The sequence below is a fragment of the Frankia sp. R43 genome (assembly GCF_001306465.1).
GTDB lineage: Bacteria > Actinomycetota > Actinomycetes > Frankiales > Frankiaceae > Parafrankia > Parafrankia irregularis.
This window is the reverse complement of sequence record NZ_LFCW01000006.1, coordinates 164,860-186,915: the sequence shown is the minus strand read 5'-3', so window position 1 is coordinate 186,915 and position 22,056 is coordinate 164,860. Positions and strand designations below refer to the sequence as shown.

Genomic DNA, 22,056 nt, shown 5'->3' with positions numbered 1-22,056 from the left:
AGCGGGAGGCCGCCGCTCCGGCACCGCGGCACCGCGGAACCGTGGTGCCGCCGAGCCGTGGTGCCGTGGTGCCGCCGAGCCGTGGTGCCGCGGTTGGAACGGCTGGCCCCGCTTGGCCCCGGCCCAGGTCAGGTCGTCAAACAGCCCGGGGAGAGTAAAGCCGAGGGCGCGCGAGGTCAGCTGGCGGGAAAGCTGATCTGTACTCGCCTGTTCAGCGCGCGGCCGTCGGGGTCATCCGATCCGTCCGGATGGCTGTTCGGAGCGACCGGGTCGGCGCCGCCGCGGCCGGTCGCCGAGACCCTCGTCCCGCCCGGCAGCAGGCTGCGGAGCACGCGGGCGACCGCGTCGGCGCGACGTTGGGAGAGCATCACGTTGTAGGCCGGGGTGCCGAGCTTGTCGGTGTGACCCCGCACGGTGACAGTCTCGGTGCCGGGCCTGACCCGTGGGGCGAGTTTCGTGATCTCGGCGCGGGCGACGTCCGTCAGGTCGGCGGAGTCGAAGGCGAACAGGACATCCGCGCTGATCGTGACGACCAGCTGGTCATCCCGGCGTTCCTCGGTGTGCAGTGGGCTGACGGCGTCGGCCAGATCGATCGTCAGCACCGACCCGGCGGTGTCGAGGCCGCGTACCGACGCGGTGAGATGTTCGTCGGGCACGTCCGCGGATCGCGTCGGGCCGGCGGCCGACGGGCCGGCCGTGGCGCCCAGCGCGCGCGGGCTGCCGGGACCGACGAGAACACAGGCAAGGGCACAGACGGCGAGCGCCGACCCGACGGCCCGCCCGGCGCTCCGGTCAGCGGCTGATCGGGGCATCGTCGACGATCAGCTGGTCGTTGAGATAGACGTCCAGAGCTGTCACGCTCGCCGGCGGCGCGGCGAAGGTGTACGTGCCGGAGACAGCCTCGTTGTTGCGGGCCCGGGTGGTGCCTGCGGCCGGGGCCAGGGCCACTCCGCCGGAATCCTCCACCACCGTGTAGCGGAGCAGGTTCGTGGTGTCGATCAGGGTCACGCTGGCATCGCGCCGGCCGGCCATCTCGTAGAGCGAGATCTCGGTGCCGGGATCGTCTGCGTAGCGGGGGGTGAAGAGCAGATCCAGCTGCAGGAGCCTGCCGTCCACCCGCAGGTCGACGAATCCGACATCGACGTTCCCACCGGCACCCTTGATGCGCGTGGTCCGCGCGGCCGCCGGACTGCCCGGTGCCCCGCCGGGCTGGGCGGAGGCCACCGCCGGCGAGCGGTCGTCGGCCACCGACCCGGTCTGGGCAGGCGTGGTCTTCCTGTCGCCTTCGGCGCCGGCGCCGGCGCCGGCGCCCGAGCCGGAGCCGGACGAGCAGCCCGTGGCAGCGAGGCCGGCGAGCAGCAGACCGCTCAGAACGACGGACGTTCTCCGAGCCGGCTGGGCTGGCCGGGTCGGCTGGGCTCGCCGGGTCGGCTGGTTCGGCCGGGCGCGTCGGAACGGCGGGTGCGGCATCGGACCTCCGGACGGGAGGGGCAGGTGCGTCCGCCGATGATTATGAGCCTGGCGCAGCCCCTCTGGGGCCCGGTATGGACAGTGCCCGTGCCCAGCCGGCGACCCGTGAGTCGAACGGCGAAAGCGCATCCGGTGCGCCGGCGCTGGTGATCTTCGGGTGGGCGGGGCCGCCCTCGGGCGTGCCGTCGACCGGGAACAGCTGGTCGATCACGCTGTCGGTGCTGGCCAAAGCTGCTCCCATGGTCGCCATCGGTCATCGTCCATCGTTCATCGGCGAGGGGCTGCGGCCCGGCTTTGCCGCGTTAGTCGGTTCCGCATGTCGTCTCGTCGGCTCCGTGTGCTGTCCCGTCGAGGAGCAGGCGCAGCTCACGCCCGAGCGAACGCGGCTCGACCAGCGGCGCGCTGAAGGCCACCCGGACCTGGCGTGCGCCGTCGGGGTCGATGCGCCACAGGTCGAGCCCACGGCGGTCCAGTGAGGTCACCGACGCGCCGATGACCTCGAGCGGCCGCACAGGCGCACCGGCCACCTCCTGCGGGGCCCCGGCGGGCGCGACACCGTGTGCCGCGAGCAGCCGCACCTGGGTCGCGTGCTCATCGTTGAGGTGCCGGACCAGATCCGGGGCGTAGGCGGCGATCAGGTCGGGCTCGGTGAGGGCGTACGAGCTGAGATCGACCCGGCGCGCGGGGCCGAGTGCCGACCAGCGGCCGTCCAGCCGAACGGTGTTCGCACGACGTGATCCGCGCCCTGACCGCCCCATCCGGGACCCGCGGGACGACGAGGCCGCCGCGGGACCGGCCGGCCTGAAGCGTGACGTCGCCGTGTTCTGGGCCGCCCGGCCCGAACCGAGCCCGCGATCTGCGCGTTCCGCGCGGTCCGGCAGGCAGATCAGGACGTCGTCCACTGAGAGGGACAGGACGCGGAGATCACTGACATCGCCGGCGGTCACCGATATGGTGCGGCCCAGGTCGGCCAGGCGATCGACGAGATCTTCGGTGCTCTCCGGTGCCAGCCGCAACACGCCGGCGAGGACCAGGCGTTCGCCGTTGTGGCCGCAGACGTCGACGCGGGCCCGGCGACCCGCGCCGGCGCAGTGGACCGGAGGGCTGTCCGCCCCGACGATCAGTAGCGGCTCGCCACCGTCGTCGATGAGTCCGGCCCAGCCGCGCACGTTGGCGCAGGGCAGGGTGAGCAGCGCGCGCCGGCCGCCGGCGAGGATCGTCCTCGCCTGTTCGGCCAGCACCGGCATGTCGACGTCCGTGCTGGGACTCGTCACCGGACCTCCTCTGGCATCAGGTAAGGCTTACTTAAGTGGCAGATGCGGAGTTGGTCAAGTCATTCGTCTGGTTACAGGTCCGCATCTCAGATCAACTTCGGCCAGAATTCCCAAGGTCTGCGCAACGCGCGGCTGGAAGGACACCGGGATCCGGCGCGCGGGCGGAGGATTCTAGGCTGTTGTGGTCGGGCAGTCTCACGCCCCCGAGTAAGGAGGTGCCGGGTGATCTTCAAGTTGGTCGGTGACGGTCGCCCGTATCCCGACCATGGCCTGGGCCAGCGGGACTGGGCCGCGATTCCGCCGCGGCAGGTGCGGCTCGACCAGCTCGTGACGACGAAGCGGGTGCTCGCGCTCGACGTCCTGCTGGACGACGACTCGACCTTCTACGGCGACCTGTTCCCGCACGTCGTCGAATGGGACGGGACGCTCTATCTGGAGGACGGGCTGCACCGCGCCGTGCGGGCGGCCCTGGCGCAGCGGACCTCCATCCACGCCCGGGTCCACGTGCACGCCGCCGCGCGGCACGCGAACAAGCTCAGCCACCGCTGACCTGCCACGCCGACCTGCCGCCGGGCGGTGCGGGCGGTTGTGCGGTGCGGGCGGTTGTGCGGTGGCACGGTTGCGTGGGCGCCGGTCAGTCGTCGGTGATCTCGTACTGCACGTACGTGTCGGAGGCGACCTTCGCGAAGATGTACCGAGGGCAGGCCGATCCGGGCCGGTAGGCCGTGATGGGCCGCAGCACCGGTGACCGCATGACCTGCTTGAGCCGGCCACCGGCGCGCTTGCGGGCCTCGGCCCCGGTGAGGTCAGGGGTCTCGCTTCGCTCGTACCACCCGCCGCAGTACTGGACGTCGTGCGGCCGGGACGTCCAGGCCGGCGTGTGGAAGACCCAGAGCAGGTACGCCGTGCGCATGATCAGGACCAGGATGGCGATGATGATCAGAGCACGGACGAGGTTCCCGGCCCGATTCGAGGCGAGAACAGGGCTCACATCTTCCGGAGCCTAGGGCAGGTACCCCCGTTCTGGGGCAAGACATGACCTTCCGGGGCGCGCGTGTCGCGTGGGCCCCGTGTCGCCGGGCCCGCCCGTCAGCAACCGCATGCCCCCTCGGCGGTGCCCCCACCCAGGTGGGATCGCCCGGTGCCCGCGGCCGGCCGGTGCGCTTCGCGGTCCGCTCCGCCGCCCGTTGTGTGGCTCGTTCCGTGGTCCGTTCCTCGGCGTGCGCCGTCGTGCGCGGTCGGAGGGAGGTCCAGCGCGGGGTTGCCGTCGAAGAAGCCGTCCGGGCGCAGCTCGAAGCCGATCCGGCTCACCGGCATGACGGGCCAGTCCTCCGGCCGGACGACGTGATGGGCGCCGAAGCTGTACCAGACGACGATGTCGGTGTCGGCCACCGGCCGGTCGGCGGCGGCGTACCGCGGGAGCCCCGCACCGCCCGCGCTCTGGTTCGGGTAGGCGCCGGCGGCGAAGCGCTCGCTCTCGTCGAAGGCGGTGACCCACAGATTGCGTGCGGCGAACCTGCCCCGAGCGGCCTGATGGGACGCCGGATGCGCCAGCAGTGGGGCCGTGTGGCCGGGGACGAGCCGGTAGGCGACCGGGCGGCCCAGCGGACCGTGCCGGCGGGGATTGGTGATCCGCCAGAAGCGTGCGGCGGCCGGGTCGACCACGCGCTGGGCCTCGCTCTCGGTGAGCAGCGGCGTCTCCTTCGTGCGCCAGGCGACGCCGGTCGGGTTGCCCGGGCCCGGGGGCTCGGGCTCCGAGTCGACCTCGACGACCGAGTTCGGGCCGCCGTCGAGCTCCATGTCCAGGCGCACGTTGAAGAAGTGCTGGTGGTTGGGTCCGTAGAGGCCGGGTGCGACCAGCACACCGTGGGTCGGCGACGCTCCCGGCCGGACCGCGCCGGAGGAGATCACGCCGGTCAGCTTCACCTCGAACTCCAGCGAGCCGTCCAGGTGGAGGTACCAGAAGAACCCGTACTCGTAGTTACCCACCGTACTGATCATCGAGATCACCAGTCGGCGCATTCGCCGGACCTCGACGTGGTCTGTCCGGAAGTCGGTGTGCTTCCAGGCGATGCCGGTGTCCTCCTCGTGGATGCACACCGCGTTCGGGATGGTCACCGGCTCACCCGCGGAGTCGTTCACGACCGCGTCCAGGTAGGTGATCTCGCCGAGGCAGTCGCAGCCCAGCCGCAGCGAGTTCGCGAGCCGGCCGACCCCGTACTCACCCATGTCGAAGACGTTCTTGACGCGGTGCGTCGGCGCCGGGTCCCCGTACGGGACGAACATCTCCGACACCGAGGCCCGCTGGATGAGGGGCCGGCGCCGTCCCCGGTCCACGTAGGCGATCTGGTGCAGGACGAGCCCTTCGCGGGGCGTGAACCCGACCCGGAGCTCCCAGCGCTGCCAGCGCAGAGCATGCCCGTCGAGGGTGAAGGACGCTCCCTGCGGCTGGCTGACCTCGATCGGGCGCAGATCGTCGCGTAGCCGGTCGAACGCCGGAACGTTGTCCGGATCGGCGGTCATCAGCCCCGGGATGTAGTTGCCGGGCCGGGGCGGCAACGGCACGATTCCGTGGCCTGTCGTTCCGTGGCCTGTCGTTGCGTGGCCAGTCGTTGCGTCGCCGGCCGGTCCGTCGGTGCCCGTTGCGTCGTCGCCCGCCGCCGCGTGGTCGACGACCTCGACCACGGCCATCGCGTCGAGGTCGACGACCACGGTGAGCCCTTCCACAGGCCGGGCGTAACCGTTCTCCCCAGGGGCCGCCCGGACGAACGTGAGCGGGCGGGCGATCCGGCGCCGCGCGGGATCGTCGTCGCTTCCGGTGTACCCGGCGGACCAGATGTCGATCATGGCGAGCGAAAGGTCGGTGACCCCGCGGCTGGCCATGGCGGCCTGCCAGGCGCCGTCGGCACGGACGGCGTCCTCGCAGGCCAGGACCTCGTCCATCATGATCGACGGCTGCACCCCGGGCACCACGCGCAGGTCGACCACGGTGCCCGCGGTGAGTGAGACGACCGCTTCGTGCGTCCGCCGTGTCCCGCGCTCGTACAGGACGCAGAACGCCTGCCGGTCCGGCGGCGCGAGCGCGTCGGCGACCTCGCGCTCGGACTCGCGGGCCACCAGCGCGGCTTTTGGTGGCTCCTGAAGCTCAACGGAAACGAAACGAAACTCCGGCCCCAGTTGCGCAAACGCACGCAGCAGCGCCGAAGCCCGGCTGATCTCGGCAGCCGAGAGCGGGTCGAGGGGATGCGGCGCCATGGCGACCTCCACCGGCGGGGCTGGCTCAGGAACGTCGCAGATAGGCGAGGACGGCGAGGACCCGGCGGTGGTCGTTGCCCGACGACTCCAGCCCGAGCTTGGTGAACACGTTCGAGATGTGCTTCTCCACCGCTCCGCCGCTGACCACGAGGGCCGCCGCGATCGCCGTGTTCGAACGCCCCTCGGCCATCAGCCCGAGAACCTCGCGCTCGCGTGGCGTGAGCGAGGTCAGCGGGTCGTTGCGGCGGCTGCTCGCCAGCAGCTGGGCCACCACCTCGGGATCCATCACCGTCCCGCCGGCGGCCACCCGCCGCACCGCCTCGACGAACTCGCGGACGTCCGCCACCCGGTCCTTGAGCAGGTAGCCGACCGCCCCCACGCCGTCGGCCAGCAGCTCGCCGGCGTACTGCTTCTCCACGTACTGGCTCAGGACGAGAACAGGGGAGCCGGGGACCTTCTCCCGGGCGGAGATCGCGGCGCGCAGCCCCTCGTCCCGGTGCGACGGCGGCATCCGGACGTCCACCACCGAGACGTCGGGCCGGTGCGCCGCGACCGCGTCGACGAGGCCCGGGCCGTCGCCCACCGCCGCCACCACCTCGCAGCCCGCTTCGGTGAGCAGCCGGCGCAGGCCTTCGCGCAGCAGCACCGAGTCCTCCGCGATCACGACTCGCACGGCAGAGCCTCCTCGTATCCGCCCGGCGGCGTGAGGGAGGTGCCGGGCCGCAGTGTCGCGCCGGTCAGGACGGTGACGTAGATCCCGCAGTCCGTATGCCCGTAGTGACTGGACAGCTCCTTGAGTATCCGGATGTCACGGTCGCCTGTGTCCGGATTGACCGTGGTCGCCGCACAGCGTGGCGTACGGGCCAGGACCCGCACCCGGGCCGCGCCCAGAGTGAACTCCTGGCCGGTCCAGTCGAGCTCGGCCCAGGGCCGGATTCCGTCCACGTAGATGTTGCCGCGGAAGCGCAGCGGGTCGACCGGCTGCCCGATCCGCTCGGCGAGGTCGCGCACCGACGCGAGATTGATGACCGAGACGGCGTGCATGAAGGCCTCCCCGGCGCCACCGGCGTCGGTGAAGCGGTGGTGCCGGCGGGCGGCGACCAGCCGCGGTCGGCCCCCGAGGCCCGGCCCGAGCTGCGACTGGACGAACTCCTCGAACACGGCGCGCCCGGCCGGGCTGGTCAGATCGGCAGGGACCTGCCCGCCGGGGGTGCCGAGGCCGAAGGCGAGCGTTCCGGCCGCAGAGTCGTAGCAGGTGCGGATCCGGGCGATCGCCTCGTCCTTCTGCAGCATGACGAAGCGGGTCTTCGGCAGGAACACGGGCTCGTCCTCGGTGAACTCCGTGCCCGGGCGGGCCAGCGCGAACATCCGGTCGCCGGGCACGCCGTCGCCGGGGGTGAGCGACACCTCGGCCAGTTCCTCCGGGCTGAAGCCCTTCACCGGATATCGGTAGAGGCGCACGACCCGCCCCGGGGGCGGACTCCCGGCGCGGCCCGCCTCGTCACCCGCCTCACTGCCCGCGCCCAGGCCCGCAGCTGTACCCATCAGCGCTCGCTTTCGGTTACCAACACAACGGCGGCCGGGTGCGGCTGGTCGTCACCGCCGGCTCCCCGGTCGTGGTCGAGGGGGTACGAGAACGAACCCTATCTGCGCCTCGGACGAGAGCGACGGGCTGGGAGATCCGGCGCTCCGTGGCTGCCTGAAGTCCGTAATGCCGGGAATCTTTCGTGATTCCGGAGTGCGGTCGGTGTCAGCTACGTCCACCCGCTGATGTCGTGATGTGGTCTTTGCGGACCGCGACGTCCGCACGTGGCAGGCTTGCACCGATGACCGGTGCACGGGGGACAGACAGGCTCGCGCGAGCGGCCGTGTTCGGCGTGTCCTCGACGTGCCTCGCACTCGCGGCGCACGTCGCCGCCGGCGACCCCCGTCCACCGGTCGTGCTGCTCGCCGTCGCCACCGCGCTGCTGATCCGGGTGGCCTTCGGGTTCGCCGACCGGGAGCGGGCACTGCCCGCCCTGGTGGCGGCCGTCGTGACCGCCCAGGTGCTCCTGCACACGGCGTTCGCGCTCCAGGCGCATCACCACCAGGCAGCCGGGGCGGCCCGCCCGCGGCCGGGCGCCGGCGCCCATCTGCTCGCCGAGCTGGTCCCGGCCGGGCCCATGATCGCTGCTCATGCTCTCGCGGCCGGCTGCGTGGCCGTGTCACTGCGCCGCTGCGAGCGGCGGCTGTGGGCGACGGCGGCACTGCGCGTGGCCGTCGAACGGGTCGTCGCCGTTGTCGCGTTCGTGCTCATGGACGTCCTGGCTCGCCTGCGGGCGGCGGCACGGCTGATGGCATCGGGCGCGGGCACGTGGGCCCGGCTGCGCAACGCCGCTGCCGGCATGGCCGCCGCGCTGGGCCGGGTCGGCGGCAGCGGTGGTGGTGGCGGTGGCCGCGGCATTGGTGGTGGCGGTGGGGGCGCGGGTGCGCGCTGGTGTGCGCACCTTCTCCTGCTGGGAACCGACGCTGGTTGGCGCGGCCCGCCGGCGCGCCGGCCGGGGTCGTGTCCCCGCGCCGGTGTGTCCGCAGTGATGGCGACAGCCCGGTAGCGGGTTCCGCGCGTCCGCCTGGACGGAGGCGCCGCGGCGGTCCGTCCGTGATCAGCAGCTCGATGATCAGCAGCTCGATCGCGCTGCACGGGCCGGTCTGTCGCGCCGTGCCACGGCCCTGGTGCTCGGGTCAACCAGTCCGATCACCCGTGAGGACCAGCCCGGTCCTCGAGGAGGTCCCATGTCTCGCACCACCCGCGCAGTTCGCCTCCGTCGGGGCGCACTGTGCACGCTCGCCGCGGCGGCGGGCAGCATCGCGCTGGCCCTTCCGGCGTCCGCGCACGTCACCGTCGCTCCGGCCGAGGCGGCCAAGGGTGCCTACACCACCCTGACGTTCAAGGTTCCGACCGAGAGCGACACCGCGTCGACCACGGCGCTCGACGTGCAGTTCCCAGCCGACGCGCCGATCGCCTCGGTGACGGTCCAGCCCAAGCCCGGCTGGACCTACAAGGTGACCAAGGGCGCGCCGGCGAAGCCGCTCACCGCGCACGGAACGCAGATCACCGAGGTCGTCACGCAGATCACCTGGACAGCCGAGAACGGTGCCGGGATCAGGCCCGGCGAGTTCGACACCTTCAACGTCTCGGCCGGCCCGCTGCCGGACGACGCCGACCAGGTGGTCTTCAAGACGTTGCAGACCTACTCCGACGGCGAGATCGTCCGCTGGATCGACGTGGCCAAGCCTGGCACGGACGAGCCGGACCACCCGGCACCGGCCGTCACCCTGACCGCGGCCGCGGCTTCGGACAGCGACCATGACGACGGTGCCGCCGACGAGCACGCGGATGCCGGCACCGGGGACTCCGCGTCGGCGGGCGACGAATCTGCGTCGGCATCGGCATCGGATGGCACGGCACGCGCGCTCGGGATCACCGGCCTCGTGCTGGGAGTGCTCGGTCTGGCCGCAGGCGCGTTCGCGCTGATCAGCACCCGTCGGCGGGCCTGATCACCTGGGGTGCCCCCGGCCACCGGCGCCAGGGGCACCCGCTTCGGGGGCACCCGCCCCGGAGATCACTCAGAACGGAAACCTCATGACCGGACCCGATCGATGCGCCAGCGACCACCGCACGCACCCGCGCCGTAGCCCCCGCCCGGGCGGGGGCGGGGGCGGGTTGTCTGGCGGGCTTCGGCGGGTGCTCACGGTCGTGGGGATCGTCGCCGTCGCCCTGCTGGGCACGGCGCTGCCGGCGTCGGCCCATGCCGTGCTGGAGCGCAGCGACCCGGTCGGCGGAGCGGCCCTCGATCAGGCCCCGGCCAGGGTGACGTTGACCTTCAGCGAAGCCGTGTCGGTCAAGTCCGACGCGATTCGCGTCCTCGACGCCACCGGCGCCCGGGCTGACGAGGGCGAGGCGAAGAACGGATCCTCGGCGTCGGAGGTGACGATCGCGCTGCGCTCGGGCCTCGGCACGGGAACCTACGTTGTGAGCTGGCGTGTGGTCTCCGCGGACAGTCATCCGGTCGGTGGTGCGTTCGCCTTCGGCGTCGGCGGGCCGCCCGACGCCGGGGCGGCCGCGGCGCTGCCCTCGGGCGGCGGCGGATCACGAGTGGTCGGCGTGGCGCTGGGCGCGGCCCGGCTGGTGACCTTCGCCGGCGCGGCCCTGCTGATCGGTGCCACCTTCTTCGTGACGGTGCTCTGGCCGGCCGGTGCGCGCCGCCGCGGCCCGGTCCGGCTGATCGCCGCAGGCTGGCTGCTCAGCCTGATCGGCGCGATCGGCATGCTGCTGCTTCAGGGGCCGTATTCGTCGGGTGAGGGAATCACCTCCGTCCTGGACGCCGATCAGATCGCGGTGACCCTGGAGGATCGTTACGGCCAGCTCCTGGCGATCCGCATGTTGGCGCTGCTGCTCGCTGTCCCGCTGCTGCGCCGGGTGCGGCAGCCCGCCGGTGAGGGCGGCGTCGAGGGCGGCGGCGCTGGCCATCAGCCGACCGGGCCGGGTCGGCGAGGGCTGGTCGAGCTTGCCGGGCTGGGGCTGGTGCTCGCGACCACCATGGCGATGATCGGCCACGCGAGCGCTGGCGGGCTGGTCTGGCTGGCGACCGCCTCGATGACGCTGCACACCGCGGCGATGGCGATCTGGCTGGGCGGCCTGTGCGTTCTCGGGCTGTCGCTGCTCGGCCGGCCCAGGCCGCGTCACACCGCCACCGCCGCCACCGGCGGCGGCGCCGAGGGTTCCCCACGCGGTCCCGGCTCGTTCGCCAGCCCCGCGGATCCGGCCGCGGTCTCGTCCGGCCGGGGCGCGGGCGCCGTCGCGGGCACGAGTGCGAGTGCGAGCGCGAGTGCGGAGGCCGTTTCGGCGGCCGGTTCCATGGAGCTACCGGGCCTCAACAAGCTCTACGGCCTCGATGGGCTGGGCGACGGCGAGCCCGTCGAGCCCGGCTGGGCCGACGAGATGACCCGGGTTCTGCCCCGATGGTCCAGGACCGCGATGGTCGCGGTCGCCGTGATCGTGCTGACCGGGATCTTCCAGACCCTGCGGGAGATCGGTGCCTTCGGAGCACTGTTCGGCACAACGTACGGGCGTCTTCTGCTGTACAAGCTCTGGTTCGTTCTCGGTGCGCTGGGCCTGGGCCTGCTGGCCCAGCGCTGGGTGCAGCGCCACTTCCCGGCTGGTTCGGAAGAGCCGGCTTCGGAACATTCGGCCTCGGAACAGCCGGCTTCGAGTCAGGTGGCGCCGAATCAGGCTGTCACGTCGCTTGCCATCGCCGGGCTGCGCCGAGGCGTGCTCTTCGAGATGATCGTCGGCGTCGCCGTTCTCACCGTCACCGCGATCCTCGTGAACACCATTCCCGGTCGGGAGTCCTACGCGCCGCCGTTCTCCAGGACGGCGATCGCCGGCCCGATGACCGTCGACGTCGAGATCGCGCCCACCAGGACCGGCCTGGAAACCATCCGCATCCATACCTATGACCCGCAGGGCCGGCCGCAGCGGCTGGTCGAGGTCAAGGGCGAGCTGAGCCTGCCGGCGGCGGGCGTCGGGCCTCTGGACGTTCCACTGGTGAGGGTCGCGGACGGCCAGGCCGTCGCCGAAGGGGTCGGAGTGCCTCTGCCGGGCCAGTGGCAGCTGCGCCTCTACCTGCGCGTCAACGATTTCGACCAGTACGTGACGACGGTCTTCTACAAGGTGCGCTGAAGCCTTCTGCAGGGTGCGCTGAGGCAGGCCGGGCCGCGGGCCGGCGGTCGAGTTCCAGCTCCGGGCTGCCGCTGCTGCTGCTGAGCAGGATCTCAGGATCGTGGTCGCCGGAGGAGCCCGTAGCAGAATCCTGAGACGCGGCGGATCTGGGCCACCAGCGGATCTGGGCCACCAGCGGATCTGGGCCACCAGCATGGGCCTGGCGGATCCGTGCTGACGGAATGCGAACCCCACCCGCACAGCCGCCCACCAAGGATCCCGCACAGCCGCGCGGCACCGGTAATTCACCTCAAGAGGGGCAAACGGGGCGAAGAGTCGCCTGGTGACCCGCAAAGGTGAAGGATTTTGGTCGTTCCGACGACCAAAATCCTTCACTCTTGCGACTTGCCAAACCGGGCTACCGGGCTACCGGGCGTTCGGAGGTCCGGCGCCCGCGAGGAGACCGGACCGGACCTCGACCGGATGGGTCAGACGGGGACCGGATTGGTCGCCCAGGGCAGGGGGAACGGGAACCGGTTCGTATCGCTGCTCGTGGGCGACGACGACGGCGCCGCAGTCGTCGGTGCCCCGGTCGTCGGCGTGGACGGATCCGAGGTCGGTGGGGCCGTCGGCGTGGTGTGCGTCGTCGTCGGTGGCACCGTCGTGGGCGTCGGCGCGTTGCCGTCAGGCGGCGTGGTCGACGACGGGCCGGTGGGTGTCTGCGCCGGCGGTGTCGTCGGCACCACGGTGGCCGGCGTGGTCGGCTGGCTGGTGGGCGGCGGGGTGGGCGCCGGTGGCTGAACCGTGGCCGGCGGCGTGGGCGCGGGTACGGGCCTCGACGGCGGCGGGGTGTAGGGCTTCGGCGCGTCGACCTCACGGACGATCTGCGTCGGGCGTGAGGTGGCGGGGCGGCTCGTGTAGGCGCCTGCCACCGTCGGCGAGGGCGGCGCGTCCACCGGCACGACCGGCGGTTGGGCCGCGGTCGGCAGGGTGCCTGCGCCGGCCGGGAGCGTCGGAGTGATCGCGACCATGCCGGTGCCCGCGTCGGCCACCAGCTCGGCGCGCCCGGTGGGCCAGGAGATGACGGCGGTGAGCCCGGCCACGGCCACTGCCAGCGCGGCCGCCACCGCGATGGTCGGCCGAGCCCGGAAGTCGGAGAATCCGTTGCCGCGGGCGTTCGAGCCTGCCAGGGCCCGGTCGAGGGCCAGCAGCGGCAGGCCGGTCGCCGACCCGTCGTCGGGATGGTCGCCTGGCGGCGTGACCTGCTCGTCGAGCTGCCCCGCCGGCAGCCCGGTGGAGGGGGAGACGATTGTGACGGCGTCCTCGGGCCCGACGGCGCGCACGCCGGCGCCGTTCCCGCCGCCCGAGGCGGTGAAGGCGACCCGAGGATCAGGGGGCGCACCTGCCGGCGCGCCGCCGAAGGCCGGGGCGTTTCCGGGGATGGCCGCGCCGGGGAGCGGGGTGACGGTGGCTTCGTAGCCTCGGGCGGAACCAGCAGGACCAGCGGAACCGGCGCGCTCCGCGGCCCGCCGGTTCGCGGCGGCCGCGGCGGCGACAGCCGCGCGGTCGAAGGTGCGTTGCAGGCCGGTTCGCAGGCTGGTCGGCGCCGGCACGATGGCACCGTCCAGCAGTTCCTCCGGCGAGACGCCGTGCGGAACCGGGACGCTGCGGGCCTGCGGCGAGCCGGACCAGGCCAGCGCGCTGCCGCGCGCGAGCTCGAGGAGCCAGGGGCGCAGGCGGGTCGGATCGGAGAGGGGATTCAACCGCGTTCGCGCCACCAGGGCGAACGCGGTTCCGGCCGCCGCCCTGGCGACCGTCGGGTCGCCGAGGATCAGCAGGCACATCGAGAAGACGTCGTCGGCGTAGCGGTTGTAGAGATCGTTGAAAGCCTGACGATCACCACGCCGAACACGGGCCACCAGGTCCGCGTCGTCGTTCATCAGCTGCAACTCCCCGGGACGACGTTCCTGGTCTCGGCGCCGGGACCAGGTTTGGCGACCAATGTGGCGCCAGGCCTGGTCACCGGTCAGGCAGGCTCAATAGTAGGAGGTGCCTGATCTGGCCGGGGTGAAGGTTGTGAAGATTTTTTGTCGTCACCTCGACACCATGGTCAGCTTGACGCTGAACATGGTGCCGTATCCCCCTTCATCGGACACCGAAGCAAGCTTATACGAAGGCATCTTCGACACATCCGTTCCAGCATCGCCGGCGTGGCGTGGTCCCGGTGGCTGGTGCGGAAACCGCCGGGTGTTTCCTAAAACCGTCGCCCGGCCGGTGCTCAGGAATTGGGTGGTTGTTCCAGCAGTGTCACGGTCACCGTGTTGGTCTGGCCGTCGCGCAGGTACGTCACCTGGACCTGGTTTCCGATGTCGTGGGACCTGACCGCCGCGATGAGCGAATCGATGTCCGTGATGGCCCGATCACCCACCTTGGTGATGACATCGCCCGAACGGAGGCCCGCTTTGTCTGCGGGGCCGCCGTCGACCAGCGACTGGATCTTTGCTCCGGTGCCGCTTGCCGCCGTGGACCGGGTGTTCTCACCTGCGGTGTTGGCGCTGACTCCCAAATAGGGGTGCCGGGCGGTGCCGGTGTCGATGAGCTGCGCCGCAACTTTCTGTGCGTAGCTGCCCGGAATCGCGAAACCGACCCCGATGTTGCCGGACTGCTGGCTCTCACCGAAGGGCGAGGAACTGCCCCCAACCGTCGCGATGGCAGTGTTCACCCCGATGATCTGGCCCTTGCTGTTGACCAGCGGACCGCCCGAGTTGCCGGGGTTGATGGGCGCGTCAGTCTGGATTGCGTCCAGCACGGTGTTCGTCTGGTCCTGAACAGTTGAGTCGCCGGTACGCACGGGGCGGTGCAGTGCACTGACGATTCCCGAGGTGACCGTGCCGTTGAGGCCCAGCGGGCTGCCCACGGCGACAACCAGCTCGCCGACCTGCAGCGCGTCGGACTGCCCGAAGGTGGCGGCCGGCAGGTCAGTGGCGTTGATCTTGATGACGGCGAGGTCCGCGCTCGGGTCGGTGGCCTTGATCGTCGCGTCGAAGGTCCGGCCGTCCTGCATGGTGACCGTGAGGGTGCCGCCGTTCGCCGCCCCGGAGACGACGTGGTTGTTCGTGAGGATGTAGCCGTCCGAGCGGATGATCGTGCCGGACCCGGTTCCGGCCTCCTGGCTGGATTCCTCCGCGATGGTCACGACGCTCGGGAGGATGGTCTGCGCGGCGGAGGAGACCGTGTTGTCGGCGGCCTCGGAGACCCCGCTGGAGCTGCCGGTCGCCTGCTGCAGGCCCGAATCGGTCGACACGACCGCGGCCGGCGAGTCGTCGCCCGCGACCAGTGCGCCGACACCACCACCGATTCCGGCGGACACCAGCGCGAGTGCCACGGCTGCCGCGATCAGGCGGCGACGCCGCATAGGCGCCGGTGTCGGCGTGGCGGGGGTGAACCGACCGTATCCGTCAGGTCCGTCGGGAGATCCGGGCCCCTGCCCACCGGGTGCGGGCGGCGTGACCGGTGATCCCCAGGAGGAGCTCCACCAGGCACTCTGCTGCCCCGGACCGCCAGGGCCGCCGGGTGTTGCGCCGGAGCCGTATCCCGGCCGCTGCTCGCCTTGGCCCTGGCTCGTGGAGGCCTGCTGTGCGGCCCATGGCGAGGGCTGGCGGTAGGAGGCCTCCGGGTGCACCGGTGGCCGCTCCCCCGACTGCGGGTAGGGGTTGCTCCGCTGGTCGCCGGGCGGGTAGTAGCCACCTGGGACGCCCGGGCCGGGGCGCGGACCGGTCGGATGCGGAGCTGGAACCGGAGCCGGAGCCGGAGTGTGGACGGCGGGGAAGGCACCTGTCTGCTCAGGCCCGGCGGGGCTGGGCGTCGAGGCGGGCGCGCCGGACGACGGCCCGCCCGGAGGCTGCTGGTTGTCGTGCGACCGCGGCTCCATCGGCCCCTCCGAACTAGCCGCCTCGGGCCTGGTCCGCTCCGGCAGGTTGTCGGGCGGTGCCCAGGGAGACCGAGCGTCGTGCGTGGCTGTCATGGTAGGCACTTTCCCCCGGCACCCTGAGCGATTCCTGAATTCCGACCAACGTTCCGCTTAGCCAGGCACCGCGGCGCGTGTCCGATCCACGACATACTGCCCGATGCGTGGGTCAGGCCGGCATGAACCCACCAGGACGGATCGCGCTGTGGCGGCCGCCCGGCACGCAGTCGCCGCAGGTTGGGGGCTGGCCCGGGTGAGGGCTGGGGCGCGTGGCCTCCGTGTGCCGGCGCGGCGTCGTCGTCCGCCGCCGCTCGGATCCGTCGGCTGCGGCCGGACATCGCTCGCCGCCCGCCGGGATCCCGCCCCCAGTCGCCCGATCTGATCCGCGTGCGTTGCATCGTCTCGCGATGTGGCCCGCCGGATGGTGGTCGCTCATTGATGCGGTGGTTGTGAAGGCCTACTCACAAATGCCTCGGCCGGCGGCCGCGAAGGGGAGGGGCACGGGCCTGGCGGAGGAAGATCTGCCGGCGTGATCGGCTGGCATCCCGGCACGTTTGTGCCACGCTGTGACGGTCCCGTCTAGTTCGTGCTGCTTTCGGGCGAAGGCGGCATGATGTGAGTGCCGGAGCAAGATGTCGTGACATGTCGACCGTTGGATGTGGTCATGATGTCGCTGGGCGGTCATGACCGCGTCGCCCGCCGCGTTGAGCCGGCACGGCTGAGTTGCGTGCCGCGCACGGTGAGCCGCGTTCGGCGTAGGTCGCATCCGGGGAAGGGGGCCCGGCTGTTCGCCGGGATTTCGACTCCGGCTGGCCCGAATGTCAAGGGGGCTCGCGCAACGCACTCGCAACGGCGTGGTACACCGGTATACCGCGCGGGTTTTTCCTGCATGTCCCGGAATCGGAGGTTGTCTGGTGACGGACGGTGCATGGAGGGGAGGCCCTGGAGATCCAGGTCGCCCCGGCTATCGGGGGCACCCGCAGGGCGGCGCGGAACCCGAGGGGTACTGGGGCGAACCCGGCTCACGTGAGCCGCAGCCGCACCCGAACGATTCGCAGCCTGGAGATCCCTATGGCGGCGCTGCGCCGTATCCGGGTGGGCGTCCCGCGGGCGGTGGATATCAGGACGGCGGCTACCCGCCGGGCGGTTATCCGCCTGGGGGGTATCGACAGCCGGTTCAGTCGCAGCCGGGCTACCCACAGCCGGGTTACCCGCAGCAGGGACAGTCGCAGCCGGGCTACCCACAACCGGGCTACCCGCAGCAGGGACAGCCGCAGCCGGGCCAGCCGCCGCAGGCCTATCCGTCGGATGGCCTGGACCCCCTGACCGGACAGTTCGCGTCTGCCCAGCCCGCGGGGCCCGGTTATGCCGCGACGGCCGGCTACGCACCTGGCGCGGCCGCCGGTGGCCATCCGTCACCAGGCCCGGCCGCCGCGGATCCGGCGGGAGGCCGGTTCCCCGCCATGGGCCAGCCCCCGACCGGCCCCACCGCCGGTGGCTACCCGCCCGGCAACGGCTGGGACGAACCGACCGACACCCGCTCCGGCGGGACGTCCGTGCGGGGGGCTCTTGTGCCGCGGGCAGGCGCGGCGCGCACGTCACCCCGCCCCCAGGGCGCCACCGGTGCTCAGGGGGCTCTCGGCGCGGCGGGTGCCGCTGGTGCGACGGGTGCGATGGGCGCTGTGGGCACGGGGCAGTGGCCCGTGCCGGCGAACACCGCCGGGACGGATCCGCGATATGGCACCGGCCCCCGTGGGGATCTTCACCAGCAGGGATCGGCGCGTTCCGCGACGGCACCACCGCGCGTCGAACCGGTGGGCGGCGCCGCTCGTTCCTACCGGGACGCGGATCCGGATGGCCCAGGCCGCCGGGATCGCGACCTTGACCGGGCAGGCCAGGAGCGCGGCCTGTCCGGCCGTGGTGCGGATGCGGGCCGTGGCGCCGACCCGGATGGCCGGGATCTCGATGGCCGGGATCTCGATGGCCGGGATGCCCTGGGCGGCGCGGAGCGTGCCGGCACCGGGCCACGCCGTCGCCCGGCGGCCCGTCGGCGCGGTTTCGGCGACGCGGACCTGGGCGACGAACCGGACTTCCCGGCCGAGGTCGGAGACGACGACTTCGAGGACGACTATCCCGGCGGCGAGGACACCGGGCTGGGGCCCTTCCTGCGCCGCCTGGTGATCGCTCTGGTCGTGCTGGGCGTGGCGCTCGGGGTCGGGGTGGGAGCGGGAGTCGTCTGGGAGAAGGTGCGGCCCAGCGGCGACGACACGACGTCCGCGACGGGCGCGACGGGCACCGAACCGTCCGCGACTCCCACCACGGCGGCGGGGGCGACCACCCCGGCTCCCAGCGCCGCTGCGAGTGCCCAGCCTCAGGTGACGGTGCCGGCCGACTGGGTGGCCTACACGGACGCCGTTCAGAAGGCCACGTTCTCCCATCCGGGGTCCTGGAAGCAGCGCCAGGACAACACCGGTGTCTTCTTCGGTGAGCCGGGTGCCGGTGCCGCCGGGACCTCGGCCGAGTACGGCCCGCAGATGATCGGAGTGGCCCGGGTGGCCGGGGCCGACGCCGCCACCGCCCTCAGCAAGGTGCAGGCCGGTGAGTTCGGCAGCGTCAGCGGCCTGAGCCAGGATCGTTCCGGCGCCGCCACCGACTCGTCCGGCGCGCCGACCCAGGAACTCGCCGGCTCATACGACCGGGATGGTCAGCGCGTGTCCTACCTCATGCGCACGGTCGACGGTTCGGGCGCGGTCTACGTGCTCATCGCCCGGGTGCCCGCCGAGGCCTCGGGGACGCTCAACACCCTCATGGCCGCGCTCCGGGCGTCCTTCCAGCCCGTGACCTGACCGGCCGGCGGGCGGGCGGGGAGGTCCGCGCTCCACGAACACGGCCGGACCTCCAAGAGCCCGAGAGCCCGGTGGCCCGGTGGCCCGGGTTGGCGGGTCGCAAGAGTGAACGATTTTGGTCGTTCCAACGACCAAAATCCTCACTTCTTGCGGGTCGCCAGGTGAATTGGCGCCCCTTTTGTCCCTTTTGGGGCAATCGCCGGTGCGGCGTGGGGCTGCGGAATCCTCGAAGGGTGGCCGCGCGAGCCAGGGATCTACATGCGCGGCCCGGCGGTGGCCGACCGAGCGTCCTTCAGCAGGTCCCACAGCACCGCGGCGGTGTTGAACGCGGTCGGGCCGGTCAGCGCCGGCCACCCGTGCCCCAGCGTCGGCAGGACGTACTGGACGAGGTGGGCCGACGTCGAGCAGAGCGTCTCGTGCCGGATCGCGACCGGCGTGGTCGTGGAAGTGGCCCGCTGCGATGGGCCAGCTGCCCCCGCCGCCGTCCCGGAGCCGGCCGTCCCGGAGCCGGCCGTCCCGGAGCCGGCCAGCTGGCCGTCGGGTCCCGCGGCCGAGATGATCGCGGATGCGGCTCCGTCGCCGGTGGGTGTGCCGGCGGAGCCGGAGGACGCCGCCGTGGGGCTCGTGCTGGCACCGATGGGGCGGCCGTCCGCGCCGGTGTAGCTCGTGTCGCCGGGCTGGGTGGGCGCCGGGCAGCCGTCGACCGCGCGGAACGGCGCGAGGCTGACGTCCACCGGCGTGATCCCGGTCTGCAACGGTTCCGACCACAGTGTCCCGGCGTAGGGGACGTGCCCGTCCAGGCTGCCGTGGATCTCCACTGTGGTCAGTGGCGCCGGTGGGGCGCAGCTGAGCGTCTGCAGGCTGGCCGCGACGGCGGCGAAGCCTGCGAGCTCGTCGCCGTGCTCGCAGGCGTAGCGGTAGGCGAGCATTCCGCCGTTCGACAGTCCGATGATGCTGACTCGCCGGGGGTCGATGGGGTACTCGGTCTCCAGATGCGCGATGAGTGAACGCAGCCAGCCGACGTCGTCGACGCCTGCCGCGCCGGAGGCGCCGCAGCAGGTACCCGCGTTCCAGGACAGGTTCAGGCCGTCGGGGTAGACGACCGCGAAGCCCGACGAGCGGGCCAGCTCGTCCAGGCCCCAGCCGAGCTGCGGCTCGCTGCCGTCGTGGTAGAGGCTGTGCAAAGCCACGACCAGGGGATACGGCTCGACCGTGCCGCTGTCCGGGAGCGTCAGCCGGATCTGACTACCGCGTCCACTCCGCTCGAAGGCGTCCGGGCCCGATGTGGGCGACGGTGATGGCGAGGTTGTCGCGGTTACCGGACTACCCGTGGCGCTCGCCTGCGGGGAGGAACCCTTGGCACCGATGAGTCCACAGCCGGTGACGACCATCATCGTCGCGAGCAGCGAGGTAAGAAGCCGGACCGCGACGACGCGGCGGCGGTGGGCGGCCGACACGACGGGTATTCTGACGCGCCGCCAACCTGGCCGCGCATCAACGGTGTCGTTGATTACTCTTTGTATTTGAACTGCTGCGCGCGAGATCGCCCTCGCGCACGACGTTCAGTCGCGGGCGCTCACGTGGCGCCCAACGATCCGCCGCGGGGTCGGCTCCGGACTGCTCCCGACCGGCTGGGGTCATGCTGCGGGAGTGCATTGGTAGTGGCATGACGTTTCGCGTCTCGGCGTCGAACGCGCGGGCCTCGCCGTTCTGCGCCGCACCGCTCTGGGCCGTCTGCGCCGCGCTGCTCTGGGCCGTCTGGGCCGCACCGATCCCGCGGTCGACCGGGCCACCGCGCTCGACCGGGCCGATTCTGCCCACGGTGCTGCGCGGGCCGCGACCCGTCTCGCTGTTCCTGCTGTTCTGGCCGTCCTCGGCTCCGTCCGCGCCGGCAGCTGGCGCGGCGCCGGCCAGCCAGATCTGGGGCGGCTCGGTACCTGGCATCTCCGTTTCGGCCGACCCGGCCGCGCTGCGATAGCGATCGAATGCCACCTGGGCGCGTGTCTCCAGGTCATCGACCCTCGCGAGCGACTCGCGGACCCTGCGTTCACCGGCGGGGCCGGCGGCCAGCAGGTCGGACAGGCAGTGATCCACTGCCCGACGGGCTGCCAGCCAGCCAAGGAGCAGCCGTGAACGTTCCATGTCCGATGGCTCGTTCACCCGGAAGTCCCTTCGCTCGCAATCTCGTGACGCCACTGTGGCGTCGCCCTCCGCGAGGTGCTGATCGTCCGCTGTTCGTCCTGGCGTAGGGGGCTCCCCCCGTCGTGCGGAGCGGCGTCGGCGCCGCGCCGCGACCCGAAGTAGTTCTCGTCTTCCCAGAGTGCCCCACCCGGCGTCGTGGCGCGTCGTAGTTTGCCGAACGCGCCCCTACTGGTCGGTCAGAAGCGTGGTCAGAGGCCGGGCTGATCCCCCCGAACAGGGGGTGTGGGCGGTGGAGCAGGCTGCCCGGACCGTGGCGCGGTGCCCGTCGGTGGGGGCGGGACGGTGCGGTCCGCAGACGGTACCGGTCCCCGGGGATCGGCCGTCCGGCGGGTCGCCGTCGACGGACGCGGCGGCAGTGCCGGCATCGGCCGTTCGCCTGGCGGTGGGATGGGCGGGCGCCGCGGGACGGGGGGCCGCGGCCCAGGCGCCGGGCGGGTCTCGCGGCGGACCTGCTCGGCTGCGGACCCCTGGCTGGCGGAGGCTGCCTGGCCGACGGGGGACGCCTTGCTGGCGGAGGCTGCCTGGCCGGCGGGGGACGCCTGTTCGGTGGATGAGGGTGGCGGGGTGTTGGGTGCCGCCGGCGAGTGGCTGGTGCGCCAGGCGGCACGAGCGTCCTCGGCGGCGTCCTCGGCGCGATCGAGAATCTCCTCCCAGCGGCTCTGCATCGGACGGATCAGCCCGCCGCCCACTCCGACCACGAGCACTCCGGTGCCGGCGGTGAGTACCGCGTACAGCAGCGGGGTCGTGACGGAGGTTCCGATGCCGAGCTCGTCCAGGGCGGCCTTTCCGAAGAGGAGGCAGGCGGCCGCGGCGACGACCCGGCTCACGGCGCGCCCGTGCGGCAGCCCGCTGAAGGAGTCGGTGAGGAACTGGCGCGCGATGCCGGCCAGCGCCAGGCCGACCAGCACGATCGCGATCGCCAGCAGGAGCCGCACCAGCACTCCCAGGACCGCGCCGGCCATCCGGTCGGCCGGGCTGGGACCGAAGACGCCGAGCGCGACGCGCAGGACGGCCAGCAGACCTGCCACGGCGGCGAGCCGGAACAGCCCGTCGCGGACCATGGTGTCCCGACAGCGGAGCAGCCGGCCGATGCCGCTGCGGGCCAGCAGACGGTCGAAACCGTTGTCCTCCAGGGCCCGGTCCGCGAGGCGGAGCAGGGCCCGGACGACGACCGTGCCGATCGCGAGGATCAGAACGAAGACGATCACTTTGGGGCCGGTCTGCGCCATTCGCGACCAGGCGTCCGAGATGCCCTGATCCCATTGCACGGCCTGCGTCACCCCGACAGCACAACAGTGCGTGGCTGGGGATGAAGTGATGCCACGCCGTGGACCTGCGTGG

General features: G+C 72.3%; 18 protein-coding genes. 5 read left to right on the top strand and 13 right to left on the bottom strand.

Annotated features, from left to right (window positions below; translation table 11 throughout):
* Nucleotides 1–176 precede the first annotated feature (176 nt).
* The 4 genes from ACG83_RS25350 to ACG83_RS25335 form a co-directional block, all read right to left on the bottom strand.
* A complete protein-coding gene (locus ACG83_RS25350) occupies nt 177–812 on the bottom strand; it encodes an OmpA family protein (protein ID WP_054568767.1) in 636 nt (211 codons plus the stop codon).
* The gene (locus ACG83_RS25345; protein ID WP_054568766.1) at nt 793–1,470 is read right to left on the bottom strand and encodes a hypothetical protein; all 678 of its coding nucleotides are present in this window, start codon (nt 1,468–1,470) and stop codon (nt 793–795) included. The genes ACG83_RS25350 and ACG83_RS25345 overlap by 20 nt, the downstream gene beginning before the upstream one ends.
* Nucleotides 1,471–1,510: 40 nt before the next feature.
* Nucleotides 1,511–1,699, bottom strand: a complete 189-nt coding sequence (locus ACG83_RS25340) for a hypothetical protein (RefSeq protein ID WP_054568765.1) — start codon at nt 1,697–1,699, stop codon at nt 1,511–1,513.
* Nucleotides 1,700–1,772: 73 nt separating this feature from the next.
* The gene (locus tag ACG83_RS25335; protein ID WP_054568764.1) at nt 1,773–2,744 is read right to left on the bottom strand and encodes a DUF2470 domain-containing protein; all 972 of its coding nucleotides are present in this window, start codon (nt 2,742–2,744) and stop codon (nt 1,773–1,775) included.
* Between the two features lie 222 nt (nt 2,745–2,966).
* On the opposite strand from ACG83_RS25335, the gene ACG83_RS25330 reads away from it, so the two are divergent.
* Entirely contained in the window at nt 2,967–3,293 is a 327-nt protein-coding gene (locus ACG83_RS25330; protein ID WP_006541846.1) for a type II toxin-antitoxin system VapB family antitoxin, read from the top strand.
* Nucleotides 3,294–3,378: 85 nt separating this feature from the next.
* Here the strand turns inward: ACG83_RS25330 and ACG83_RS25325 are convergent, their stop codons facing one another.
* The 4 genes from ACG83_RS25325 to ACG83_RS25310 all read right to left on the bottom strand — a co-directional run bounded on the left by ACG83_RS25325 (nt 3,379) and on the right by ACG83_RS25310 (nt 7,544).
* On the bottom strand, nt 3,379–3,735 hold the full coding sequence (locus ACG83_RS25325; protein WP_006541847.1) for a hypothetical protein: 357 nt from the start codon (nt 3,733–3,735) through the stop codon (nt 3,379–3,381).
* A gap of 98 nt (nt 3,736–3,833) precedes the next feature.
* Nucleotides 3,834–5,999: a primary-amine oxidase gene (locus ACG83_RS25320; RefSeq protein ID WP_054568763.1), complete on the bottom strand. Its 2,166-nt coding sequence runs from the start codon at nt 5,997–5,999 to the stop codon at nt 3,834–3,836.
* 25 nt (nt 6,000–6,024) lie between these two features.
* Entirely contained in the window at nt 6,025–6,672 is a 648-nt protein-coding gene (locus tag ACG83_RS25315; RefSeq protein ID WP_006541849.1) for a response regulator transcription factor, read from the bottom strand.
* Nucleotides 6,660–7,544, bottom strand: coding sequence for an MOSC domain-containing protein (locus ACG83_RS25310; protein WP_054568762.1), 885 nt, complete (start codon nt 7,542–7,544; stop codon nt 6,660–6,662). The genes ACG83_RS25315 and ACG83_RS25310 overlap by 13 nt, the downstream gene beginning before the upstream one ends.
* A gap of 332 nt (nt 7,545–7,876) precedes the next feature.
* Here ACG83_RS25310 and ACG83_RS44535 point away from each other — a divergent pair, with 332 nt between their 5' ends.
* The 3 genes from ACG83_RS44535 (at nt 7,877) to ACG83_RS25295 (ending at nt 11,721) form a co-directional block, all read left to right on the top strand.
* A complete protein-coding gene (locus tag ACG83_RS44535) occupies nt 7,877–8,590 on the top strand; it encodes a hypothetical protein (RefSeq protein WP_235498176.1) in 714 nt (237 codons plus the stop codon).
* A gap of 181 nt (nt 8,591–8,771) precedes the next feature.
* The gene (locus tag ACG83_RS25300) at nt 8,772–9,536 is read left to right on the top strand and encodes a YcnI family protein (RefSeq protein WP_054568760.1); all 765 of its coding nucleotides are present in this window, start codon (nt 8,772–8,774) and stop codon (nt 9,534–9,536) included.
* Between the two features lie 85 nt (nt 9,537–9,621).
* Complete coding sequence (locus ACG83_RS25295) at nt 9,622–11,721, top strand: copper resistance protein CopC (RefSeq protein WP_054568759.1); 2,100 nt, start codon at nt 9,622–9,624, stop codon at nt 11,719–11,721.
* A gap of 467 nt (nt 11,722–12,188) precedes the next feature.
* On the opposite strand, the gene ACG83_RS25290 is transcribed toward ACG83_RS25295, so the two are convergent.
* Entirely contained in the window at nt 12,189–13,640 is a 1,452-nt protein-coding gene (locus tag ACG83_RS25290; protein ID WP_054568758.1) for an RNA polymerase sigma factor, read from the bottom strand.
* Between the two features lie 338 nt (nt 13,641–13,978).
* On the bottom strand, nt 13,979–15,724 hold the full coding sequence (locus tag ACG83_RS25285; protein WP_235498175.1) for a S1C family serine protease: 1,746 nt from the start codon (nt 15,722–15,724) through the stop codon (nt 13,979–13,981).
* A gap of 1,406 nt (nt 15,725–17,130) precedes the next feature.
* On the opposite strand from ACG83_RS25285, the gene ACG83_RS25280 reads away from it, so the two are divergent.
* Nucleotides 17,131–18,513, top strand: a complete 1,383-nt coding sequence (locus ACG83_RS25280; RefSeq protein ID WP_054568756.1) for a hypothetical protein — start codon at nt 17,131–17,133, stop codon at nt 18,511–18,513.
* Nucleotides 18,514–18,767: 254 nt separating this feature from the next.
* Here ACG83_RS25280 and ACG83_RS25275 read toward each other — a convergent pair whose 3' ends face one another.
* From ACG83_RS25275 to ACG83_RS25265, 3 genes are all read right to left on the bottom strand, one after another.
* Entirely contained in the window at nt 18,768–19,970 is a 1,203-nt protein-coding gene (locus ACG83_RS25275) for a PHB depolymerase family esterase (protein WP_054568755.1), read from the bottom strand.
* Nucleotides 19,971–20,007: 37 nt separating this feature from the next.
* Nucleotides 20,008–20,673, bottom strand: a complete 666-nt coding sequence (locus ACG83_RS25270; RefSeq protein ID WP_235498174.1) for a hypothetical protein — start codon at nt 20,671–20,673, stop codon at nt 20,008–20,010.
* Nucleotides 20,674–20,903: 230 nt separating this feature from the next.
* Nucleotides 20,904–21,983, bottom strand: a complete 1,080-nt coding sequence (locus ACG83_RS25265; protein ID WP_235498173.1) for a hypothetical protein — start codon at nt 21,981–21,983, stop codon at nt 20,904–20,906.
* Nucleotides 21,984–22,056: the final 73 nt, after the last annotated feature.

Bases quoted from the DNA above. Each gene is read 5' to 3' on its own strand.
- ACG83_RS25320 (WP_054568763.1), bottom strand. From the start codon at position 5,999: ATGGCGCCGCATCCCCTCGACCCGCTCTCGGCTGCCGAGATCAGCCGG.
- ACG83_RS25280 (WP_054568756.1), top strand. From the start codon at position 17,131: ATGGGCCAGCCCCCGACCGGCCCCACCGCCGGTGGCTACCCGCCCGGC.
- ACG83_RS25310 (WP_054568762.1), bottom strand. From the start codon at position 7,544: ATGGGTACAGCTGCGGGCCTGGGCGCGGGCAGTGAGGCGGGTGACGAG.
- ACG83_RS25285 (WP_235498175.1), bottom strand. From the start codon at position 15,724: ATGACAGCCACGCACGACGCTCGGTCTCCCTGGGCACCGCCCGACAAC.
- ACG83_RS25345 (WP_054568766.1), bottom strand. From the start codon at position 1,470: ATGCCGCACCCGCCGTTCCGACGCGCCCGGCCGAACCAGCCGACCCGG.
- ACG83_RS25295 (WP_054568759.1), top strand. From the start codon at position 9,622: ATGACCGGACCCGATCGATGCGCCAGCGACCACCGCACGCACCCGCGC.
- ACG83_RS25290 (WP_054568758.1), bottom strand. From the start codon at position 13,640: ATGAACGACGACGCGGACCTGGTGGCCCGTGTTCGGCGTGGTGATCGT.
- ACG83_RS25350 (WP_054568767.1), bottom strand. From the start codon at position 812: ATGCCCCGATCAGCCGCTGACCGGAGCGCCGGGCGGGCCGTCGGGTCG.
- ACG83_RS25300 (WP_054568760.1), top strand. From the start codon at position 8,772: ATGTCTCGCACCACCCGCGCAGTTCGCCTCCGTCGGGGCGCACTGTGC.